General features: G+C 66.5%; 20 protein-coding genes. 8 read left to right on the forward strand and 12 right to left on the reverse strand.

Features of this window, described 5'->3' with window-relative positions; genetic code table 11:
• Window positions 1-12: 12 nt before the first annotated feature.
• From AABF56_RS26270 to AABF56_RS26295, 5 genes are all read right to left on the reverse strand, one after another.
• Window positions 13-741: an MBL fold metallo-hydrolase gene (locus AABF56_RS26270; protein ID WP_272808108.1), complete on the reverse strand. Its 729-nt coding sequence runs from the start codon at window positions 739-741 to the stop codon at window positions 13-15.
• A gap of 7 nt (window positions 742-748) precedes the next feature.
• A complete protein-coding gene (locus AABF56_RS37800; RefSeq protein WP_353851138.1) occupies window positions 749-1,834 on the reverse strand; it encodes an ABC transporter ATP-binding protein in 1,086 nt (361 codons plus the stop codon).
• Complete coding sequence (locus AABF56_RS26285) at window positions 1,831-2,619, reverse strand: ABC transporter permease (RefSeq protein WP_206362236.1); 789 nt, start codon at window positions 2,617-2,619, stop codon at window positions 1,831-1,833. The genes AABF56_RS37800 and AABF56_RS26285 overlap by 4 nt, the downstream gene beginning before the upstream one ends.
• 2 nt (window positions 2,620-2,621) lie before the next feature.
• Window positions 2,622-3,485 carry an ABC transporter permease gene (locus tag AABF56_RS26290; RefSeq protein WP_272808107.1) on the reverse strand — a complete coding sequence of 288 codons (864 nt, stop codon included), beginning with the start codon at window positions 3,483-3,485 and terminating at the stop codon, window positions 2,622-2,624.
• Window positions 3,486-3,727: 242 nt separating this feature from the next.
• The gene (locus AABF56_RS26295; protein ID WP_443021184.1) at window positions 3,728-4,804 is read right to left on the reverse strand and encodes an ABC transporter substrate-binding protein; all 1,077 of its coding nucleotides are present in this window, start codon (window positions 4,802-4,804) and stop codon (window positions 3,728-3,730) included.
• A gap of 129 nt (window positions 4,805-4,933) precedes the next feature.
• Here AABF56_RS26295 and AABF56_RS26300 point away from each other — a divergent pair, with 129 nt between their 5' ends.
• Window positions 4,934-5,560, forward strand: coding sequence for a TetR/AcrR family transcriptional regulator (locus AABF56_RS26300; protein WP_244766130.1), 627 nt, complete (start codon window positions 4,934-4,936; stop codon window positions 5,558-5,560).
• A 19-nt stretch (window positions 5,561-5,579) separates the two neighbouring features.
• On the forward strand, window positions 5,580-5,972 hold the full coding sequence (locus AABF56_RS26305) for a YybH family protein (RefSeq protein ID WP_272808106.1): 393 nt from the start codon (window positions 5,580-5,582) through the stop codon (window positions 5,970-5,972).
• 1 nt (window position 5,973) lies between these two features.
• Here the strand turns inward: AABF56_RS26305 and cueR are convergent, their stop codons facing one another.
• The 5 genes from cueR to AABF56_RS26330 form a co-directional block, all read right to left on the reverse strand.
• Window positions 5,974-6,384: a Cu(I)-responsive transcriptional regulator gene (cueR, locus tag AABF56_RS26310; protein WP_244766126.1), complete on the reverse strand. Its 411-nt coding sequence runs from the start codon at window positions 6,382-6,384 to the stop codon at window positions 5,974-5,976.
• Window positions 6,381-8,861: a heavy metal translocating P-type ATPase gene (locus AABF56_RS26315; RefSeq protein ID WP_272808105.1), complete on the reverse strand. Its 2,481-nt coding sequence runs from the start codon at window positions 8,859-8,861 to the stop codon at window positions 6,381-6,383. The genes cueR and AABF56_RS26315 overlap by 4 nt, the downstream gene beginning before the upstream one ends.
• 74 nt (window positions 8,862-8,935) lie before the next feature.
• Window positions 8,936-9,151 (reverse strand): heavy-metal-associated domain-containing protein, encoded by a 216-nt coding sequence (locus AABF56_RS26320; RefSeq protein WP_272808104.1) that lies wholly within the window; start codon window positions 9,149-9,151, stop codon window positions 8,936-8,938.
• Between the two features lie 113 nt (window positions 9,152-9,264).
• Window positions 9,265-10,437 carry an aminotransferase gene (locus tag AABF56_RS26325; protein WP_272808103.1) on the reverse strand — a complete coding sequence of 391 codons (1,173 nt, stop codon included), beginning with the start codon at window positions 10,435-10,437 and terminating at the stop codon, window positions 9,265-9,267.
• A 16-nt stretch (window positions 10,438-10,453) separates the two neighbouring features.
• Window positions 10,454-11,470 (reverse strand): LysR substrate-binding domain-containing protein, encoded by a 1,017-nt coding sequence (locus tag AABF56_RS26330; RefSeq protein ID WP_272808102.1) that lies wholly within the window; start codon window positions 11,468-11,470, stop codon window positions 10,454-10,456.
• A 184-nt stretch (window positions 11,471-11,654) separates the two neighbouring features.
• Between AABF56_RS26330 and speB the strand changes: the two genes are divergently transcribed.
• The 6 genes from speB (at window position 11,655) to AABF56_RS26360 (ending at window position 17,469) form a co-directional block, all read left to right on the forward strand.
• The gene (gene speB, locus AABF56_RS26335; RefSeq protein WP_244766121.1) at window positions 11,655-12,707 is read left to right on the forward strand and encodes an agmatinase; all 1,053 of its coding nucleotides are present in this window, start codon (window positions 11,655-11,657) and stop codon (window positions 12,705-12,707) included.
• Window positions 12,708-12,775: 68 nt separating this feature from the next.
• Window positions 12,776-13,864 carry an ABC transporter substrate-binding protein gene (locus tag AABF56_RS26340; protein WP_443021192.1) on the forward strand — a complete coding sequence of 363 codons (1,089 nt, stop codon included), beginning with the start codon at window positions 12,776-12,778 and terminating at the stop codon, window positions 13,862-13,864.
• A 78-nt stretch (window positions 13,865-13,942) separates the two neighbouring features.
• Entirely contained in the window at window positions 13,943-14,977 is a 1,035-nt protein-coding gene (locus AABF56_RS26345) for an ABC transporter ATP-binding protein (RefSeq protein WP_272808101.1), read from the forward strand.
• Entirely contained in the window at window positions 14,974-15,828 is an 855-nt protein-coding gene (locus AABF56_RS26350; RefSeq protein ID WP_272808100.1) for an ABC transporter permease, read from the forward strand. The genes AABF56_RS26345 and AABF56_RS26350 overlap by 4 nt, the downstream gene beginning before the upstream one ends.
• Window positions 15,825-16,622, forward strand: coding sequence for an ABC transporter permease (locus AABF56_RS26355; RefSeq protein WP_244766118.1), 798 nt, complete (start codon window positions 15,825-15,827; stop codon window positions 16,620-16,622). Before AABF56_RS26350 ends, AABF56_RS26355 begins: the two co-directional genes overlap by 4 nt.
• Before the next feature lie 64 nt (window positions 16,623-16,686).
• Window positions 16,687-17,469: a carbon-nitrogen hydrolase family protein gene (locus AABF56_RS26360; protein WP_244766117.1), complete on the forward strand. Its 783-nt coding sequence runs from the start codon at window positions 16,687-16,689 to the stop codon at window positions 17,467-17,469.
• 164 nt (window positions 17,470-17,633) lie between these two features.
• Here AABF56_RS26360 and AABF56_RS26365 read toward each other — a convergent pair whose 3' ends face one another.
• Together AABF56_RS26365 and AABF56_RS26370 are read right to left on the reverse strand one after the other, a co-directional pair.
• On the reverse strand, window positions 17,634-17,918 hold the full coding sequence (locus tag AABF56_RS26365; protein WP_244766116.1) for a GIY-YIG nuclease family protein: 285 nt from the start codon (window positions 17,916-17,918) through the stop codon (window positions 17,634-17,636).
• Window positions 17,919-18,695: 777 nt separating this feature from the next.
• Entirely contained in the window at window positions 18,696-20,366 is a 1,671-nt protein-coding gene (locus tag AABF56_RS26370; protein WP_272808099.1) for an amidohydrolase, read from the reverse strand.
• Between the last annotated feature and the right edge of the window lie 14 nt (window positions 20,367-20,380).

Consider the following 20,380-nt stretch of genomic DNA (forward strand, 5'->3'; position numbering starts at 1 on the left):
GCTTTTCTCCCGTCACTTCTGTTTTTCATCGAGCCAGCCCCGGATGAGCTGGCGGTAGCGATCGCCACCGAAACTTGGAAAATGGCCGCCATGCACCAGCCGCACCGGCAGGGTCAGGAGGCGCTCCATCGAGGCGAGATAGTCCGCCGCGTCGGAATGGTAGGTATCCTCGATCAGCGGGCCATCGTAGACGATGTCGCCCGAGAAGAGAATTTCGGTCGCCTTCTCGTGGAGCGCAATACCCCCCGGGGAGTGGCCCGGCGTGTGGATGACCTCGAACCGCCGGTCGCCGAGATCGATGACGTCGCCGTCCTCCAGGATCCGCGTCGCCGGCGCCTTCTTCACCGCATAGCACTTCGAGCAATAGGGCTCGGGCGGCAGCGCATCGAAGATTTCGTCGGTGACATAGGGGTCTGCGAGCGTGTTCTGTCGTGTCGGGCTGGCGAGGAGATCGGCCTCGGCGGCGTGCACGGCCCGGCACTCGAATTCGTGATGGCAGCCGATATGGTCGAAATGCGTATGGCTCGCCACGGCGATCAGGTCGCGCTCGGTGACGAGCGGCACCCATTCGCGCAAGGAGACGACGCCCATGCCGCTGTCGACCAGCATGTCCCGGTCGCGGCCGCGCACATGCCAGACATTGCAGCGGTAGAATTCCTGGATATAGGGCTCGCTTATAGCGGTCACGCCGTCGTCGAGGCGACGCACGCTGTACCAATCCTCCGGGCGGATGCGCTGCATGTGACCCTCAAACTCCCGCTCCGTCCTGAAGCACGACGATGCTATCCGCCTTCAGCCGAAGGTCAAGCTCCGTGCCGACCTCCGGATTGTCGGTCTGCGGCAGGTGGGCGGTGAGCACCGTGCCGTCCGCCGCGACATGGCAGCGGTGATGCGTGCCGAAGAAGGCGCTGCCGGTGATGCGGCCGCGCCCGAGCGAGACGGTCGGCACCGACGCACCGGCACCGCGGAAATGTTCCGGGCGGATGCAGAGCGTGACGTCGCGGCCCGCAGCCGGCACGCCGGACACGAAGGCGGACGCGGGCAGGGCGACCCGGCCGAGGGCGGTTTCCACTTCCGCCTCGTTGGCCGCCGCGCCGCGCATCCTGGCGGGCAGGAAATTCACCTCGCCCATGAAGCCGGCGGAAAACAGCGAGCGCGGCCGCATGTAGATCGAGGCGGGCGTGCCGACATCCTCGATGCGGCCCTTGTTCATCACGACGATGCGGTCGGCGATCGCCATCGCCTCCTCCTGGTCGTGGGTGACGTGCACGAAGGTCGTGCCGACGCGCTTCTGGATGGCCTTCAGCTCGTCCTGCATCTGGCGGCGCAGCTTCAGGTCGAGCGCCCCGAGCGGCTCGTCGAGCAGCAGCACGTCGGGATCGACCGCCAGCGCCCGGGCAAGCGCTACACGCTGCCGCTGGCCGCCCGACAGTTCGTGCGGCTTCTTCGCCGAGGAGGCCCTGAGACCGACGAGATCGAGATAGGAAAACGCCTTCTCGTAGCGTTCCGCCTTGCCCATGCCGCGCATGCGCAACCCGAAGCCGACATTGTCGCGCAGGCACATATGCGGGAAGAGCGCATAGTCCTGGAACATCGTGGTCGTCGGCCGTTTCGCGGGGGAGACGTGCGTCATGTCGCGCCCGCCGATCGCGATCGTGCCCGAGGTCGGTTCGACGAAGCCGCCGAGGATGGAGAGCAGGGTGGTCTTGCCGCAGCCGGAGGGGCCGAGCAGCACGATGAACTCGCCCGCGGCGATATCGAGCGAGACGTCGTCGAGCGCCCGGAAAGCACCGAAGACCTTCGTGGCATTGCGGATGGAGACGTCGGCGGTCATGAGGATTTCCCGGTTTTGCGGAAGACGGCGAGTTCCATGACGATGAGGAACGCGACCGAGATGAGGAAGACGACGGAGCCGATGGCATTGGTCCTGGGATCGAGGCCGGAGCGCAGCATGCTCCAGATCTCGACCGGCAGCGTCACGTCGAAGCGCGACAGGAGGAAGGCGACGATGAACTCGTCCCAGCTGAAGGTGACGGAGAGGAAGAAGGCCGCAAGGATCGACGGCAGCAGCATGGGGGCCGTGACGAGCAGCATGACCTGCCAGTCCCTCGCGCCGAGATCGCGCGCCGCCCGCTCGATGTTCACCTGGTGCCCGCCCATCGAGGCATAGATGATGGCAAAGCAGAGCGGCAGGTTGATCACCACATGGCCGATGCCGACCGTGACGAGCGAGAGGCGCAGGCCCGTGAGGTTCAGCACCGAAAGCAGGCCGAGGCCGATGATCAGCGTGCTCACTGTCATCGGCGCGACGATGAGGCCGCGCAGGAGGGCGGAGGCGGGGAGCGTGTAGCGCGCGAAGGCATAGGCGGCGAGGAAGCCGAGCAGGCAGGCGATCGCCGAGGAGACGACGGCGACGACGAGCGAGTTGCCGAGGGCGGCCATCAGCTTGCCGTCGGAAAAGACCGCCTCGTACCAGCGCAGCGTCAGGCCGTTCAGCGGCGGCACGGGCAGCGTGCCGTCCTGGAAAGAAAAGAGCACGAGCACGACGACGGGCAGGAAGATGAAGAGATAGAGAAGGCCGGCATAGAGCGCGGCAAGCGCCGTAGTGAGATGCCGCATGGTCAGGTCCTCTCCATCTTCAGCCAGCGCGCGCAGGCGATGTAGGCGAGCGTGACGACGACCATCAGCACCAGCGAGAGCGCGGCCGCCATCGGGAAATCCGCCCGCCGGCCGAGCTGCAGCATGATGACCTGCGGCAGGACCAGCTCGTTGTTGCCGCCGAGGATCTGCGGCGTGATGTAGTCGCCGATGCACAGGACGAAGGTCAGGAACGCGCCGACCATGATGCCGGGCAGCGTCAGCGGCAGCACGACATGCCAGAATGTCTGGAAGGCGTTCGCGCCAAGGTCTGCCGCCGCGCGGCGATAGTTCGGCGAAAGCTGGATGAGGTTGGCATAGATCGTCAGCGTCAGCAGCATGACGAAGAAATGCACGAAGCCGATGATCGTGCCGGTACGGTTTGCCGACAGTTCCAGCGGCTCGGCGATGATGCCGAGGGCGAGAAGCGCCTGGTTGACGACACCGCCCTTGGAGAGCACCAGCAGCCAGGAATAGGAGCGCACGACATAGGAGGTCCAGAAAGGCAGGATCGCCATGACGAGGGCAAAACGCTGCCATTTCTTCGGCACCCGCTCGGCGATGATCCAGGCGAGCGGATAGGCGAGCAGCACGGAGATGACGGTGACGGCCGCCGTGATCTCCAGCGAGACGACCAGCCCCTTGAAGAGATGCGCCTTCTCGAAGAAGGCGATGTAGTTGTCCAGCGTCCAGGTCGCGACGATCTCCCGCCCCTGCCGCGTCCAGAAGCTGATCGCGGCCATGTAGGCGAAGGGCACGAGGAAGAAGAAGCCCGTCCAGAGAAGCGCCGGCAGGGCAAAGACCCAGGCCTTGCGGCGCTCCGCGCGTTCGAGGGCAGAGGCGGTCATGGGGTCGGTCTCCGTTCGCGCTCTCTATATTGGGCGAGGCGCTCGTTGCCTGCCCCTCATCCGCCTGCCGGCACCTTCTCCCCGCAAGCGGGGCGAAGGGGATATGCCTCGCTGGCTTCCTCAACCAATGACCGGTTCGTGGGGCAAGTCCCCTCTCCCCGCTTGCGGGGAGAGGGTTAGGGTGAGGGGCGAACCTAATGCAATCGCCCAGAGGGCGCGGACGACTGCGCTCCATCAAGCCCTTACTGCTGCAGCATCTCCGTCCAGACATCCTGCATCGCCGCATCCATGTCGGCGTCCGCCACCGGATAGAGCTGCGAGTTCTTCAGGTAGTCCGGCTGCCTGTCCCAGCGCAGCGCCGTCTTCTGCTGGTCGGTCAGGTGCTCGCCCGCCTTGGCGTTCGCCGGCATCGCCCAGTAGCAGGAGGAGGTAGCAAGCCGGGCCTGCCCCTCGGGGCTGACGATGTACTGCACGAATTTCAGCGCGAGATCCTGCTTTTCGGAATCCTTGAAGACGCCGATCGACTGCGCCCAGCGCAGCGCGCCCTGCTTCGGGATCGTCCAGTCGAGGTTCGGCTTTTCCGCCGAAAGGCCGGCCGTCAGCCATTCGCCGCCCCCGACGACGATGTCCACCTCGCCGGTCGCCAGCGCCGTCTGCGAGGCGACGACGTCGCTCACCTGGCGGGCGACCTTCTTCATCTCGAACAGCTTTTCCTTGATCGCCGGCAGGTCGCCCTGCGTCAGGTCCGCCGTCTTCTTGCCGATGCCGACGCCGGTGAGGCCAACCATCGGCAGGTAGTAGTCATAGAGCGCGATGCGGCCCTTGTACTTCTCCGACCAGATGACCGAGAGATCGTCCATGTCGGCGGGATCGACCTTCGTCTTGTCGTAGGAGATCGTGTTGTAGCCGAACTTTTCCGTGACGGCGTAGACCTTGCCGTCCTTGGTGGTCGTTTCCTCCATGCGCACTTCAGGGAAGAGGTCGCCGAGCGGCAGTTGATCGGCCGGCATCTCGCCGAGGATCTCCATGTCGATGGCGCGCGGCACGTCGACGGCGTCGATGACCAGCACGTCCCAGTCGCCCGGACGGGACTGCTCGATGATCGAGATCGCCGCGCCCGTGCCCTCGTATTCCTTGAGGTTGACCTTGACATTGTTGGCTTTCTCGAACGGCTCGACCAGCGCGGGGTCGGTGTGGTCGCACCAGACGAGCGCGTTCAGCTCGTCCTGCGCCAGGGCGCCGGCCGGCGACAGCGTGATGGCGGCTGCGGTGGCAAGGAGCATGCGGCGGACGAGCCCGCCCGAAACGGTTGTCTTCATCGTCTTTCCCTCTGGCTGCAGGCTTTCGGCCTGGCGGATGACACTCATTGGCGGTGCCTTGAGAAAAAGATTGAACGAGTTCATTTTTTAAGTCAATCTCATTTTTGAGGAGATTCCAACGGAGGTTCCATGGCCGGATTGCGCGCGAAACAGAAGGCGGACAGGACACGCCGCATCCTCGAAGCCGCGACCACGCTGTTCCGCCGCGAGGGCTACGACAGCGCGCGCATCGAGGACATCGCCGAGATGGCGGAGGTCTCCGTCGGCACACTCTACAACTATTACCAGAACAAGGGCGACATCCTCGTCGCCACCGTCGCCATGGAGGTGACGGAGGTGCTGGAGGGCGGCGCGCGCATCGTCGCCAACCCGCCGCTGAACGTGGCCGAGGCGCTGCGCACGCTGATCGAGCAGTATTATGACCACTCGCTCTACTATCTCTCCAAGGAGATGTGGCGCACCGCCATGGCGATCTCCATCCAGCAGCCCGACACGCCGCTCTCCCGGCGCTATACCGAGCTCGACGGCCAGCTCTGCGCACAGGTCATCCGCCTGGTGGAGACATTGCAGGCCCGCGGCGTCGTCCAGGCCGGCGTCGACGCCAAGGCGATGGGCGAGGTGTTCTTCAACAATCTCAACATGATGTTCATCGAGTTCTGCAAGGTGGACGCCATGCCGCTGGAAGAGCTGAAGGCGCGCGTCAACGCCCAGCACGAGCCCATCGCCGCCCTCATCAGCAGCATCAAGATCGTCTGAGCGACAGGAAGCCTCCCGCATGACCGAACCGCAATCCGCCGTCCTCGCCGCCGCCGACGCGCTGGTCGCCGCCTTCGCGCGGCATGACCGCACGGCCTATTTCGCCGCCTTCGCCGAGGAGGCGAGCTTCCTCTTCTACAATCTCGACCGCCGCCTCGAAAGCCGCGCCGCCTACGAAGCCGAATGGACGCTGTGGGAGGAGCGCGACGGTTTCCGCGTGCTCGCCTGCCGCTCGACGGACCGCAACGTGCAGTTCGCCGGCGATGCCGCGATCTTCACCCACGCCGTCGAGACCGACCTTTCCATCGGCGGCGAAACGGTGACGAACAACGAGCGCGAGACCATCGTCTTCTCCCGCGACCCCTCCGGCCGCTGGCTCGCCGTCCACGAGCACCTGTCGCCCGCGGCCTGAATCAGCAACATTTCTCCTCGGCCATGCCGGTCGCAAGCTGTTCGAGGATCGGGCAGTCCGGCCGGTCGTCGCCGTGGCAATGGGCGGAAAGGTGTTCCAGCGTGTGCACCATCTCCTGCAGCAGGCGCATCTTTTCCTTCATTTCCGCGACATGCTCGCTGGCGATGCGCTTGACGTCGCCGGAGGCGCGCGCGCGGTCCTGCCAGAGCGCCAGGAGGTCGCGGATCTGGGCGATGGAGAAGCCGAGGTCGCGCGCCCGGCGGATGAAGGAGAGCGTCGAGAGGTCCTTCGGGCCATAGACGCGGTAGCCGGAGCCCGTGCGGCCGGCGGCGCGGATGAGGCCGATCTGCTCGTAGTGCCGGATCATCTTGGCGGTGACGCCCGTCGCCTCCGCCGCTTCGCCGATGTTCATGCGCGATCTCCCTTGCCGAACGCGGGACGGAAGCGCTTCAGCCGCAGCGCATTCGAGACGACGAACACGCTGGAAAGCGCCATGGCGCCGGCGGCGAGCGCCGGCGAAAGCTGGATGCCGAAGGCCGGATAGAGCAGGCCCGCGGCGACCGGAATGAGCGCGATATTGTAGCCGAAGGCCCAGAACAGGTTTTCGCGGATGTTGCGCATCGTCGCCCGCGAGATCGCAATGCCCGCCGCCACCCCGCGCATGTCGCCGGCCATCAGCACCACGTCGGCGCTTTCGATGGCGACATCCGTGCCCGTGCCGATCGCGATGCCCGTGTCGGCCGCGGCAAGGGCCGGCGCGTCGTTGATGCCGTCGCCGACGAAGGCGACCTTCCTGCCGCCGTCGGCCGAAAGCGCGCGCACGGCGGCCACCTTGCCGTCCGGCAGCACCTCGGCCATCACCCGGTCGATGCCGAGCTTCTCCGCCACGGCCTCGGCGGTGCGGCGGTTGTCGCCGGTGATCATCGCCACCTCGATGCCGAGCTGCTTCAGCGCGGCGATCGCCTCCTTCGTCGTCGGCTTGACCGGGTCGGTGACGGCGAAAAGGGCGGCCAGCCGGCCGTCGATGGCGGCGTAGAGCGGCGAGGCGCCGTCGGCGGCCAGCCGCTCGGCATGGGCGGCGAAGGGGGCGACGTCGAGCCCGAGCGAGCGCATGAAGCCGACGGAGCCCGCCTCCACCGTGCGGCCGGAGACCGTGGCGGAGAAGCCCTGGCCGGAAATCGCCACGAAGCCGCTGGCCGCCGCAAGGTCGATGCCCTCGACCACCGCCCCCTCATGGATGGCCGCGGCGATGGGATGCTCCGAATGCACCTCCGCGGCCGCGACCAGGGCCAGCACCTCCTCGCGGACGAACCCGTCCGCCGGCACGATCTCCGTCAGCGTCGGATGGCCGAGCGTCAGCGTCCCGGTCTTGTCGACGGCGACGATGTCGGTGCCTTCGAGCGTCTGCAAGGCCGTGCCCTGCCGGAAGAGCACGCCGAGTTCGGCGGCACGCCCCGTGCCGGTGATGATGGAGGTCGGCGTCGCGAGCCCCATGGCGCAGGGGCAGGCGATGATCAGCACCGCGACGGCATTGACCAGCGCATGGGCGAGAACGGGGCTCGGGCCGAGGGCGAGCCAGAGGCCGAAGGTCAGGAGCGCGATGGCCATGACGGCCGGCACGAACCATTGCGTCACGCGGTCGACGAGCGCCTGGATCGGCAGTTTCGCCGCCTGCGCATCCTCGACCATGCGGATGATCTGCGAGAGCACCGTATCGGCACCGACGCGGGTGGCGCGGAAGGTCAGCGAACCGGTCGTGTTGACCGTGCCGCCGGTCACCGTGTCGCCGGTCGTGCGGGCGACGGGCATCGGCTCGCCGGTGATCATGGATTCGTCGATATAGGACAGCCCCTCCGTCACCTTGCCGTCGACCGGCACCTTCTCGCCCGGCCGCACCAGCACGATATCGCCGGGAACGACGTCCCCCAGCGGCACGTCCTCGGCCTTGCCGTCGCGCAGCACGCGCGCCGACGTGGCGCGCAGCCCGGCAAGGTGCCGGATGGCCTCGCCCGTGCGCCCCTTGGCCCGCGCTTCCAGATATCGGCCGGCGAGGATGAGGGTCACGATGACGGCGGCGGCCTCGAAATAGACATTGGCCGTGCCGCCCGGCAGGAGGCCGGGGGCGAAGGTCGCGACGGTGGAAAAGCTCCAGGCGGCGGCGGTGCCGATGACGACGAGCGAGTTCATGTCCGGCGCCAGGCGCAGGAGGCTCGGAATGCCCTTGCGGAAGAAGCGCAGCCCCGGCCCGGCAAGCACCAGCGTCGCCAGCACGAACTGGATGACGCGGCTCGTCTGCATGCCGAGCGTTTCGTGGATGGTGTGGCCGAAGGCGGGGATGGCGTGCGCGCCCATCTCCATGACGAAGAGCGGCGCCGTCAGGACCGCGGCGATCACGAGGTCGCGCCGCAGGATTTTCGCCTCGGCGGCCCGGCGGTCTTCCTCCGCGGGCGTTTCGGCCGTTTCGCGCACCGCCTTGTAGCCCGCCCGGTCGATGGCGGCGGCAAGGTCCTCGAAGGCGACGGCCCCCTTGAGGAACCGGACGCGGACGCGCTCCTGCGCAAGGTTCGCCGTCGCCTCCAGGACGCCCGGGACAGCCTTCAGCGCCCGTTCCACCCGGCCGATGCAGGAGGCGCAGGTCATGCCCTCGACGGGAAATTCCAGCACCTCTTCCGAAACGCCGTATCCCGCCTTGCGCACCGCCTCGGCCACCGCGGCCGCATCCGGCGGGCCGGTGAAGGTCACGTCGGCCTTCTCCGTCGCAAGGTTGACGGCGGCGCCGGACACGCCCGGCACCTTCTCGATGGCCTTTTCGACCCGGCGCACGCAGGACGCGCACGTCATGTCCGAGATGGAAAGCTTGATCGTCTGCCGGTCTGCCGTGGTGAGCATGGTGCACCTTTCATCCTATGTCGGACAGATCGTGCACCTTCCCATCATGTCAAGGTCAAGCGGCTTTTTGTCGCTCAGGCGGCATCGACCGGCGAATAGCCTTCCGCCGCGATGAGGGCGGCGACGGCAGCCCGGTCGCCGGCATTTTCCACCGAAACGCGCCTTGCACCGAGGTCGATCTCGACCTTGGCGGCCGGATAGGCCGCAAGGACGGCGCCGGTGATCGTCCGGACGCAGTGACCGCAGGTCATGTCCGAAACGGTGAAGGCGAGGGGGGCATCGTCATTCATGAAGGGTCTCCTGATTTGCCTTCGCATGCTGGGACGTTCCCACATGGCAAGGTCAAGCCGCATTTTTGCGGGCGGTGCTCAACCTCAAAGGGGCGAAAGAGCGGGCCGCTCCTTCAATCCAGGGCGAATCGCGCCAGGCGGTCCTTCAGCAAGGTGATCGTCGCCACATCCGCATTGGCGAAGGCGAAGCGGAGATATCCGTCCTGCCCCGCGCCGAAATAGCTTCCGGGCAGGCAGAGGATGCCGGCCTCCTTGGCAAGCTTCTCCGCCACGCGGGCGGAAGGCGTATCGCCGAAGGGATGGCCGATGAAGGCGAAATAGGCGCCGACCGCGCCGACGCGCCAGGCCGGGACCTCGGCCATCGTGGAAAGCAGCCCCTCGACCCGCCGGGCGATTTCCTGGCGGTTCTCCTCGCGCCAGCCTGCCAGAAGCGGCAGGGCCGTGGCGACCGCGGCCTGGGCGGAGCGCGGCGGGCAGATCTGCAGGTTGTCCATGATCTTCGCCACCTGCTCGACCACGCCGGCACCCGCCGTGATCGCACCGAGGCGATGGCCGGGAATGCAGAAGGATTTCGAGAAGCTGTAGAGGCCGATCAGCGTGTCTTCCCAGCCCGGCCGGTCGAACAGGGCGTGCGGCCGCCCGGCGCCCAACGGCAGGAAGTCGCGATAGGTCTCGTCGAGGATGAGCCAGATGCCGCGCGCGGCACAGAGGTCGTAGATCTTCGCCAGCAGGTCCGCCGGATAGACCGCGCCGGTCGGGTTGTTCGGCGAGACGAGCGCGACGGCGCGCACGTCCGGCGTGATGGCGGAAGCCAGCGCCTCGACATCCGGCAGGAACCCGTTGGCGGGATCGCAGGCGGCAAACCGGGTCTTGATGCCCAGCATGGCGAGCGTCGTTTCCTGGTTGAAATAGTAGGGATCGGTCATCAGCACGGCATCGCCCGCGCCGGCGATCGCCATGGCCGCACAGATGAAGGCCTGGTTGCAGCCGGCGGTGACATGGATGTTGCCGGCGGTGATCGCGGCGCCGTAGGTTTCCGCCACATGCTGCGCATAGGCCTTCCGCAGACTGTCCTCGCCCTCGATCGGCCCATAGCCCGTATAGGCGCGCGAGGCGGCATATTCGCCGAGCAGGCGCAGCATGTCGGGATGCGGCGGATAGCCGGGCACGGCCTGCGACAGGTCGATCATCGGGCCGCTGCGGCCGTCATAGGCATTGCCCCAGGCGAAGACGGACGGGATCGGCGGGGCGGCGAGGGTTTCGACGAGCGGGTTGAAGCGGGGCATGGTCTTTCCGTAGAGGTCAGGCGCGGGTCTTGCGCTGGGGGTTGGAGGCGGAGCGGCGCTTGGCCGGAGCCGCGATCGGGTGATGGAGGTCCGCCGCGCGGCCGCCACGGCCGCGCAGGATCATGCGGGCGGAGGTCTGCGGCTCGGGCAGGCTCTCCTCGAGCGAGGCGAAGAGCCAGTCGATGAACACCTTGACGATCGGCGCCTGGCGCACCGACTGCCGGCAGGCGACATAGAAGGCGTCGTTCGCCGGCACCGTCAGGTCGAAGGGCACGACGAGTTCGCCGCGGGCGATCAGGTTGCTGGCGGTGATCGTGTCGCCGAGGGCGACGCCCTGGCCGTGCAGCGCCGCCTCGGTGGAAAGGCGGGCATCGCTCATGAAATGCTGGCGCCCGCGCACAACGTCGACCGCATCCGCCGCCGCCAGCCAGGTGCTCCATTCGCGCCCGTCGTCGCCGTGGAACAGCGTGTGGTCGGAAAGGTCGCGCACCGAGCGCAACGGCCGGCTGTTGAGCAGGGTGGGGCTGGCGATGGGAAAGAGCTTGAGGTGCGACCAGAGCCGTGTCCAGCAGTCCGGCCAGTTGCCGTCGCCGTAAAGCACGCTGACATCCGTATCGAGCGAACGCAGATTGTCCGGATCGTTGGAGGCGATCAGCGTGACGCGCACGCCGGGAAACTGGTCGGTGAAGGTATTGAGGCGCGGGATGAGCCAGAGCGAAAGCAAGGCCGGCACGCAGGTCACGGTGAGGTCGCCGCGGGTTTCCGGCTGCTTCATCAGGGCTGTTGCCGCGGCGATCTCGCCGAAGGCGTTGGTGACGGCCGGCAGCAGCAGCGCGCCCTGCGGCGTCAGCTTCAGCCGCTTGCCGCCGCGCTCGAAAAGCGCGGTGCCGAGCGAATCCTCCAGCGCCCGGATCTGATGGCTGACCGCGCCATGGGTGACGTTCAGTTCCCGCGCGGCAGCCGAAACCGCGCCCCGGCGGGCGGTCGCCTCGAAGGCGCGGAGCGGATTGAGCGGCGGCAGGCGCGAGGCCATGAGGAGCGGTTCCAGTATGTGAGTTTTTCTCACGCAAACTGCTATAACAATGTCAATTGCTTTTCCAGTCGTTTTGTTACGATACTATGAAGAACGAGGGCAAAGCCCCGGGGGAACATCACTTGGCTCGCATCTGCTCCGGCCCCCCGGTCTGCCCGCATTTCCGAAAGGTGAGGTAGAGACCATGGCCGACAGCAAACTCGACGAACTCAAGGCAAAATACGGCGCAAGCCACGGCGGCGAACTGTTCGACCCCGCCTTCCGCAAGGTTGCCGACAAGATCTTCACCAAGAGCGGTTCGCGCCTTGCGCCCTATGCCGGCGTGCCGACCTTCCTCTCCGCGCCCTACATGCCGGTCGATGCGGAGAACCCGGATTTCGGCAACCTCCAGGTCGCCATCACCGGCGTGCCGATGGATCTCGGCGTCACCAACCGCCCCGGCTCGCGCTTCGGGCCGCGCGCCATGCGCGCCATCGAGCGCATCGGCCCCTACAACCACGTCCTCGACTGCGCCCCGGTGCAGGAGCTGCGCGTGGCCGATATCGGCGACGTGCCCTTCCAGAGCCGCTACCGCCTCGAACTCAGCCATGACGACATCGAGAAGCGCTTCAACCAGATCGTCGATGCCGGCGTGATCCCGCTCGCCGTCGGCGGCGATCACTCGATCACCCATCCGATCATGAAGGCCGTCGGGAAGAAGCAGCCGGTCGGCATGATCCATATCGACGCCCATTGCGACACGGGCGGCGCCTTCGACCAGACGAAGTTCCACCATGGCGGCCCGTTCCGCAACGCCGTGCTCGACGGCGTGCTCGACCCGACGCGCACGATCCAGATCGGCATCCGCGGCTCGTCGGAATATCTCTGGGAGTTCTCCTACGAATCCGGCATGACCGTCATCCATGCCGAAGAGGTGAGCGGCCTCGGCATCCCGGCCATCATCGAGAAGGCGAAGGAAATCGTCGGCGACGGGCCGACCTATCTCTCCTTCGACATCGACAGCCTCGACCCGAGCTTCGCGCCCGGCACCGGCACGCCGGAGATCGGCGGCCTGACGAGCCGCGAGGTGCTGGAGCTGATCCGCGGCCTCAAGGGCATCAATCTCGTCGGCGGCGACGTCGTGGAGGTCGCCCCGCAATACGACGCGACGACCAATACCGCCCATGCCGGCGCACAGGTACTGTTCGAAATTCTGAGCCTGATGGTTTTCAGCCCTTCCGTGGCCCGGACCGCCTGACATACAATAGCAACAACGGGAACGCACCGGCCGGACCGATCGGCCGGCCTAACAGGAGAAAGATGACGATGCGTGACATCCTCAAGACCAATGTCAGCCGCCGCGCGGTGCTGGGCGCCGGCGTCGCCGGCGCCTCGCTGCTCGCCATGCCGGCCGTGCTGCGCGCCCAGGACAAGTCGCTGAAGGTCGGCGTCTATGGCGGCTACTTCAAGGATTCCTTCGACAAGAACATCTTTGCCGATTTCACCAAGGAAACGGGCATCGCCATCGAATCGGTCGCCGAGCCGACCGGCGAAGCCTGGCTCGTGCAGCTCGAACAGGCCGCCAAGGCGGGCCAGGCGCCGGCCGACGTCTCGATGATGTCGCAGGTCGCCATGCTGAAGGGCCAGTCGACCGAGCTCTGGGCCGCCCTCGACACGGCCAAGATCCCGAACGCGACGAACCTCATCGACCATTTCGTCAACAAGTATCCGGATGGCCGCGTCGCCGGCATCGGCGCCGTCGCCTGGTACATCACGCTCGTCACCAACACGGACGTCTACAAGGAAGCCCCGACCTCCTGGAACGCGCTGTGGGATCCGGCGAACGCCGACAAGCTCGGCCTGCTCGCGCTCGTCTCCAACTCCTTCCTGCTCGAAGTGACGGCCAAGACCCATTTCGGCGGCACCAACGCGCTCGACACCGAGGAAGGCCTCGTCAAGGCCTTCGAGAAGCTCGCCGAGGTCAAGCCGAACGTGCGCCTGTGGTATCGCGACGAGGCGCAGTTCGAGCAGTCGCTGAAGTCGGGCGAAATCCCGATGGGCCAGTATTACCACGACGTGACGGGCCTTGCCGCCGCAGACGGCCAGCCGGTCCGCTCCACCTTCCCGCAGGAAGGCGGCATCATGGATTCCGGCTGCTGGGCGCTGTCGCGCGCCTCGGAGAAGGTCGAGGAGGCCCATACCTTCATCAACTACATGTGCCAGCCGCAGATCCAGTCGCTGCTGTCGCGCAAGGTCGGCACCGCCCCGACCGTCAAGCGCGACCTTCTCGACCTGACGGTCGAGGAATTCGCCGCGGTCTCCTCGGACATCGAGCCGATCATCCCGCGCTACGACCTCTACACGTCCAAGGCCGACTGGCTGAACCAGAAATGGACGGAAATGATCGCCGGCTGAGCCGCGCCGTCCACAATTCGACCGGCCGGCTGAAGCATCAGCCGGCCGGCCCCAAACCGTAAGCCGAGCGGAGCCCCAATGTCCGGATTGACCCTCCAGAATATCGTCAAGCAGTTCGGCACCTTCACCGCCGTCAAGAATGTCGAGCTGACCGTGCCGCACGGCACCTTCGTCTGCCTCCTCGGCCCTTCCGGCTGCGGCAAGACGACCTTGATGCGCATGGTCGCCGGCCTCGACCTTCCGACCAGCGGCGCGATCAGGCTCGACGGCAAGGACATCACCAATGTTCCCACCCACAAGCGCGATCTCGGCATGGTCTTCCAGTCGCTGGCGCTCTTCCCGCACCTGACGGTCGGCGAGAACATCGCCTATTCGCTGCGCATCCGCGGCGCGAGCAAGGAAGAACAGAAGAAGCGCGTCGACGAGCTGCTCGCGATGATCCACCTTGCTGGCTACGCCGACCGGCCGGTCGCAAAGCTCTCCGGCGGCCAGCGCCAGCGCGTCGCCATCGCCCGCGCGCTCGCCATCTCGCCGAAACTCTTCCTGCTCGACGAACCGCTTTCCGCGCTCGACGCCAAGCTGCGCGAGGCCATGCAGGTGGAGCTGCGCCAGCTCCAGCAGCGCCTCGGCATCACCACCATCGTCGTCACCCACGACCAGCGCGAGGCGATGACCATGGCCGACACGGTCGTCGTGATGAACGGCGGCGAGATCCGCCAGGCCGCCCCGCCGGTGGAGATCTACCGCCGTCCGGCCGACACCTTCGTCGCCGATTTCATCGGCATGACGAACCTCATCGATTTTTCCGCGGACGGCACCGGCGCCAGCGTGCTCGGCGCCTCGATCCCCGGCCTTGCCATCCCGGTGGGCCTTGAATCCGGCATCCTCTCGGTGCGCCCGGAGGACGTGCACCTCACCGCGCCCGGCAATGCGCCGATCTCCGGCACCGTCACCTTCGTGCGCGATCTCGGCGGCACGATCGAGACCTTCGTGGAAGCCGCCGGCAAGCAGGTCGTCGCCGTCTCCATGCCGAATGCGCGGCCGGATGTCGCCGTCGGCCAGACCGTCGGCCTGAAGCTCAACCCGGCCGATTGCGTGGTGCTGAAGTCATGAGACGCGAGCCTCCGCAAAAACTCGCCGACTACGGCCCGCTGTTCTTCCCCGCGGGCATGCTGATCGTCTTCTTCGTCGTGCCCTTCGCGACGATGATCGCCGTCTCCTTCTTCCGCCGCGATCCGGCGGGCTTCTATTCGCCCGATTTCGTCTTCGACAACTATGCCCGCTTCCTGAGCCTGTTCTTCGGCAAGGTGCTCGGCTTCTCGCTGTTCCTGGCGGTGATGGTCGCCATCTGCTGCGTCGTGCTCGCCGTGCCCTTCACCTATCTCCTCTCGCGCGCCAAGCGGAAGACCCAGGTGCTCTGGCTGGTGGCGCTGCTGTCCATCCTGTCGCTGTCGGAAGTCATCATCGGCTTTGCCTGGTCGACGCTGTTCTCGCGCACCGCCGGCATCACCAATCTCCTCGTCATGCTCGGCATCATGAACGAGGCGGTGGCGCTCAATCCGAGCTTCGGCGCGGTGCTGACCGCCATGGTCTACCAGGCGCTGCCCTATACGGTGCTGGTGCTCTATCCCGCCCTCGTCCGTCTTGACCCGACCCTGACGGAGGCGGCGCGCACGCTCGGCGCCTCGCCGATGAAATCCTTCTTCACCGTCGTCGTGCCGGCACTGCGCAACACCATCGTCGCCACGCTGATCATGGTCTTCATCTTCGCGCTCGGCTCCTACCTGCTGCCGCAGATCCTCGGCCGGCCGCAGCACTGGACCCTCTCTGTGCTGATCACCGACCAGGCGATCTACCAGTCGAACATGCCGTTCGCCGCCGCCATGGCCGTGTTCCTGGTGCTCGTCACGCTCGGCCTCGTCGCACTCACGGTCTATGCCGGCCGCAAGGGAGAAGCCGCATGAACGCGCTGCTGCAGAAGGTCTATTTCGGCCTCGTCGGCCTCTTCCTCTCGCTGCCGATCATCGTGGTCGCCGGCGTCTCGGTCAACGAGAAGCAGACGCTGGCCTTCCCGCCGCAGGGCTTTTCGCTCGGCTGGTACGGCGAGATCTTCACCAACAGCGAATGGCGCAGCGCCCTCTTCGCCTCGATCACGCTGGCCGCCCTCTCGGCGGCGGTGGCGCTTCTCATCGCCCTGCCGCTCGCCTGGTTCCTCTGGCGGCGCCATGCCCCCTGGGCGAACATCTTCCAGCTGCTCGGCATCGCGCCCTTCACGCTGCCGCCGGTCATCACGGCGCTCGGCCTGCTCACCTTCTGGGCGACGACCGGGTTCTACGGCCAACCGGCGACCGCGGTGATCAGCCATGCGATCTTCTTCGTGACGCTGCCGCTGGTGACGCTGTCGCTCGGCTTCTCTTCCATCGACCGCTCGCTGGTGGAAGCGGCCGCCACGATGGGCGCCGACGACCGCACGATCTTCCGCACGGTGGTCCTGCCGCTGATCCTGCCCTATCTGATCTCCGGCTATGCCTTCGCCTTCGTCCTGTCGCTCAACGAATATATCGTTGCCTACATGACGATCGGCTTCACGATGGAGACGCTGCCGATCAAGATCTTCAACGCCTTGCGCTACGGCTATACGCCGACCATGGCCTCGGTCACGATCCTCTTCGTCGCCATCGCCGCCACCATCTTCGGCCTCGTCGCGCGCTTCGGCGACCTGCCGAAGCTGCTCGGCGCCATGTCGTCGCGGGATTAGCAGCCGGTCCGGCGAAGGTGTACTATAGCCGAGCGGAACGGCACAGAACCAGACAGGAGCCCGCATGCGGATCGCCGCCCTTCAGATGCACGCCATTGCCGGCGACGGCGAGGCCAATATCGAGCGCATCGCGGCAGCGGCCGCGGATGCGGCGGCGGGTGGCGCCAAGCTGCTCGTCGTGCCGGAGCTTGCCGTCACCGGCTACGGGGCAGGGGAGGCGGCCTTCGCCCGGCTGGCCTCGCCTGCGACGGGCGACGTGGCGAGGCGGCTCGGCGCCATCGCGCGGGACAACGGGCTGGCCATCGTCACGGGCTTTGCCGAACAGGAAGGAGCGCATGTCTACAACAGCGCGCTCTTCACCGATGGCATCGGCACCAATGCCGTCTATCGCAAGTCCCATCTCTATGGCGAGTACGAACGCGGCGTCTTCCGCCCGGCCGCGCCGGCCTCCGTCATGGTGGAGCTCGGCGGCATCCGGCTCGGCATGCTGATCTGCTACGACGTCGAGTTTCCCGAGAACGTGCGGCGGCTCGCGCTGGCCGGCGCCGATCTCGTCATCGTGCCCACGGCGCTGCCGAAGGGCTCGTCCGGCACCTTCATCGCCAGCCACATGATCCAGGTGCGCGCCTTCGAGAACCAGGTCTTCGTCGCTTACATCAACCATTGCGGCGCCGACGACCGTTTCACCTATGCCGGCCTGTCGCGCATCGCGGCGCCCGACGGCAAGCTGCTCGCCGAAGCTTCGGCAGAGGGCGAAACCCTGCTCTTCGCGGAAATCCGCCCCGAGGATTACGCGAAGTCGCGGTCGGAAAACACCTATCTCGTGGATCTCGCCCGGCAGGGTTGACGGTGCCCGAGTGGATCCTCGGGTCAAGCCCGAGGATGACGGTGGGGAGGAGAGGTTGCCCCAGCCATTGATGGCGCGGCATTCGGCACCCTCGTTTCAGCCTCAAACCTCTCTTTTGTTGTCATCCTCGGGCTCGACCCGAGGATCCACCTTCACGGCACGCCTCACCAAAGTTCCAGGTACAAATCCCGCCAATCCGGATTCATCGCCTCGATCAATTCGACTTTCCATTGCCGATACCAGCGTTTCAGCGATTTCTCCCGCTGAATGGCCGTGCCGATGCTGTCATGCTCTTCATACCAGACCAGGCGAACGCAATCATATTTCGAGGAGAATCCAGGCGTGACCTTCTCCCGGTGTTCATGAATGCGCCGTTCAAGGTCGGCCGTCACGCCGATATAGAGCGTGCCGTTCCTTTGGTTGGTGACGATATAGACATATCCCGTCATACGGGAAATGTCGGCGATTATGGATCCTCGGGTCAAGCCCGAGGATGACGAAAGAAGAGAGGATTAGGGCTGAAGCAAGGGAGCCGGATGCCGCACCGGCCAAGGGGCTGGCAACCTCTCCTCCTCTCCGTCATCCTCGGGCTTGACCCGAGGACCCACGCCCCACCGCACGTCCTCGCCGCCAAAAAACACGTCCCGCATTTTCCCCACCCCTCAACCCCGTGCCTACAATCTCCCATCCCGCCGCGGATACACCGCAAGGCGTTGCGGCGAGGCGGGGTCGGCGCGGGGCGTGAGGGGGCGACGCACACCTTGACGCACCGGGCGCGCGGAAAATGGTCTCCCTCCGGCGAAACGGGGGAAATGGCGGGGCGTCGGACCGGACCGCCGTTTTGCCCCGATCACGTCGCCGGGCGTGCCTGTGTGGCACACAACATGGCGGCTGCACCATGCGGCGTCCGGGGGCTTCCCCGCTCGCATGGCGCAGTGGAAGACGGTGCCGACCGGCAGTCGTGGCTGCGGCACCGTGACCCTGAGGGCGTGCATGACCCATTCTTCGGAAGGGCGCGCCACCGTTCCCACGCACCCCGCCATCGCAGAGAGGCCGAAGTCGCGGGCAAAAACCGCCGAACGGGGCGCTGGACGGTGCCGCATACAAACATTCAGTCGAGGCAGCCTCCAGCGCCCCGTCCGAATGCTCCTTGACAAAGCCACGGGCGGAAATTCCGCCGCGTGGGTTGCTCTGTTGCCCTTATCGCGGCCTCGGCCCGACCACCTTCAGGCCTGATAGGTGATGCGGCCGTCGCACATAGTCGTGACGGGCCGGATCGCGGCGAGGTTCGCATGGTCCGCGGCCTCGACATTGCCGGACAGCACGACGATATCCGCGAGATACCCCGGCTTCAACATGCCCTTGCGGTCTTCCATGAACTCGACCCAGGCACCGTTCTTGGTATAGGCGGCCAGCGTCTCGGCAAGCGAAAGCCGCTGGTCCTTCAGGCCCTCCTTCCACAGGCCGCGCGTCATGGCGCATTCGATGCAGTGCATCGGATCGAGCGGGGAGACCGGCCAGTCCGTGGCGAAGACGATCTCAGCCCCGGCATCGACCAGCGTGCGCCAGGCAAAGGCATGGGGCCAGCGGTCCTCGCCGATATAGGAGAGGTAGGGCTCGACCGGCAGGTCGGCGCTGCCCGGCGGATGGGTCGGCTGCATCGAGGCGACGGTGCCCAGTTCCTTGAAGCGGGGAATATCGTCGGGATGCACGACCTCGATATGCTCGATGCGGTTGCGGCTGTCGCGCTTTCCGTTCGCCTTGATGGCGGCCTCGTAGCCGTTCAGCACCATGCGCACGGCGCCGTCGCCGATGGCGTGCACCGCGACCGGCAGGCCGAGCCTGTCGGCGGCGATGGCGATGCTGTCGAAATGGTCCTGCGAGAACAGCGGCTCGCCCTTCCAGCCCGGCTGGTGCGTGTAGTCGTCGATGAAGACGGCAGTGCCCGATTCCGTCACGCCGTCCATGAAGAGCTTGACGAAATCGCAGCGCAGGCGGTCCGTGTTGAAACGCTCGCGCCAGGCGGCGGCCTTCGTCTCGAGGTCCGAGAGCGGCATGAAGTTCTTCATGTGGAAGGGCATGCGCACGCGCACCGGCAGGCCCACCGTGCGCTCGATCTCGTCGAGCATTTCGAGCTGGTAGAGGCTGCCGTCCATGTTCTGCAGCGAGGTGATGCCGAGCGAGGCGACATAGGCAAGGCCCCGCTTGATGACCTCGATGTCGCCCGCGCGCTCTTCCGCCGTCACGTGCTCCGGGTCGCCACCGGTGCCGACGCCGAGCATTTCCCGCCCGCCGGTCTCGCCGAAGGCGGAAATGGGGCGGATTGCGTTGCTCTCGCGCAGCTCCCCGCTCGCAAGGCCGTCCTCGCCCATGACGATCTCGTTGCCGACGCCGACGTCCCGGCCCTCCAGGATGCCGCCCATCGTGAGGGCCGTCGTGTTGGCCCAGGCCGTGTGGTGGTCGGGCGCGACGATCAGCAGCGCCCGATCCGGCAGGATGCGGTCGAGATGATGGCGCGTCATGCGCTCGTCGTCGGACAGGATCGTGTAATCGGCCTGCTGCGCGATGAGGAGCCGGCGCTCGGGATGTTCGGCCGCATAGGCCTTCACCGCCTTCTCCAGCGCGTCAAACCCCTTGACGCCGGCCAGCGACAGTTCGCTGAGCTCGGCCGAACCGCCGAAGATGTGCATATGCGCTTCGTTGAAGCCGGGCAGCACCGTGCCGCCCCCGGCGTCGATCACATGGGTGTCGGGTCCGGAAAAGGCGTCGATCTCGGCTTCCGGGCCGACGGCCAGGATGCGGTTTCCGGCAATGGCAACCGCGTTCGCCCGCGGGTTCGCCGCGTCCATCGTCAGCACCCGCGCATTGCGGATGATGAAGCTCGCTTCCGTCTGCATGGCGTGTCCTCGAA

Origin of the sequence: Shinella sp. WSC3-e, from assembly GCF_945994535.1 — a bacterium.
Classification (GTDB): Bacteria; Pseudomonadota; Alphaproteobacteria; order Rhizobiales; family Rhizobiaceae; genus Shinella; species Shinella yambaruensis.

What these genes read in the sequence shown, in the direction of transcription:
- AABF56_RS37800 (WP_353851138.1), bottom strand. Translation starts at nt 1,834, where the DNA reads ATGACCGCCGACGTCTCCATCCGCAATGCCACGAAGGTCTTCGGTGCT.
- AABF56_RS26370 (WP_272808099.1), bottom strand. Translation starts at nt 20,366, where the DNA reads ATGCAGACGGAAGCGAGCTTCATCATCCGCAATGCGCGGGTGCTGACG.
- AABF56_RS26315 (WP_272808105.1), bottom strand. Translation starts at nt 8,861, where the DNA reads ATGCTCACCACGGCAGACCGGCAGACGATCAAGCTTTCCATCTCGGAC.
- AABF56_RS26290 (WP_272808107.1), bottom strand. Translation starts at nt 3,485, where the DNA reads ATGACCGCCTCTGCCCTCGAACGCGCGGAGCGCCGCAAGGCCTGGGTC.
- AABF56_RS26325 (WP_272808103.1), bottom strand. Translation starts at nt 10,437, where the DNA reads ATGCCCCGCTTCAACCCGCTCGTCGAAACCCTCGCCGCCCCGCCGATC.
- speB (WP_244766121.1), top strand. Translation starts at nt 11,655, where the DNA reads ATGGCCGACAGCAAACTCGACGAACTCAAGGCAAAATACGGCGCAAGC.
- AABF56_RS26295 (WP_443021184.1), bottom strand. Translation starts at nt 4,804, where the DNA reads ATGAAGACAACCGTTTCGGGCGGGCTCGTCCGCCGCATGCTCCTTGCC.
- AABF56_RS26320 (WP_272808104.1), bottom strand. Translation starts at nt 9,151, where the DNA reads ATGAATGACGATGCCCCCCTCGCCTTCACCGTTTCGGACATGACCTGC.
- AABF56_RS26305 (WP_272808106.1), top strand. Translation starts at nt 5,580, where the DNA reads ATGACCGAACCGCAATCCGCCGTCCTCGCCGCCGCCGACGCGCTGGTC.
- AABF56_RS26300 (WP_244766130.1), top strand. Translation starts at nt 4,934, where the DNA reads ATGGCCGGATTGCGCGCGAAACAGAAGGCGGACAGGACACGCCGCATC.
- AABF56_RS26365 (WP_244766116.1), bottom strand. Translation starts at nt 17,918, where the DNA reads ATGACGGGATATGTCTATATCGTCACCAACCAAAGGAACGGCACGCTC.
- AABF56_RS26345 (WP_272808101.1), top strand. Translation starts at nt 13,943, where the DNA reads ATGTCCGGATTGACCCTCCAGAATATCGTCAAGCAGTTCGGCACCTTC.
- cueR (WP_244766126.1), bottom strand. Translation starts at nt 6,384, where the DNA reads ATGAACATCGGCGAAGCGGCGGAGGCGACGGGCGTCACCGCCAAGATG.
- AABF56_RS26285 (WP_206362236.1), bottom strand. Translation starts at nt 2,619, where the DNA reads ATGCGGCATCTCACTACGGCGCTTGCCGCGCTCTATGCCGGCCTTCTC.
- AABF56_RS26340 (WP_443021192.1), top strand. Translation starts at nt 12,776, where the DNA reads ATGCGTGACATCCTCAAGACCAATGTCAGCCGCCGCGCGGTGCTGGGC.
- AABF56_RS26350 (WP_272808100.1), top strand. Translation starts at nt 14,974, where the DNA reads ATGAGACGCGAGCCTCCGCAAAAACTCGCCGACTACGGCCCGCTGTTC.
- AABF56_RS26355 (WP_244766118.1), top strand. Translation starts at nt 15,825, where the DNA reads ATGAACGCGCTGCTGCAGAAGGTCTATTTCGGCCTCGTCGGCCTCTTC.
- AABF56_RS26270 (WP_272808108.1), bottom strand. Translation starts at nt 741, where the DNA reads ATGCAGCGCATCCGCCCGGAGGATTGGTACAGCGTGCGTCGCCTCGAC.
- AABF56_RS26330 (WP_272808102.1), bottom strand. Translation starts at nt 11,470, where the DNA reads ATGGCCTCGCGCCTGCCGCCGCTCAATCCGCTCCGCGCCTTCGAGGCG.
- AABF56_RS26360 (WP_244766117.1), top strand. Translation starts at nt 16,687, where the DNA reads ATGCGGATCGCCGCCCTTCAGATGCACGCCATTGCCGGCGACGGCGAG.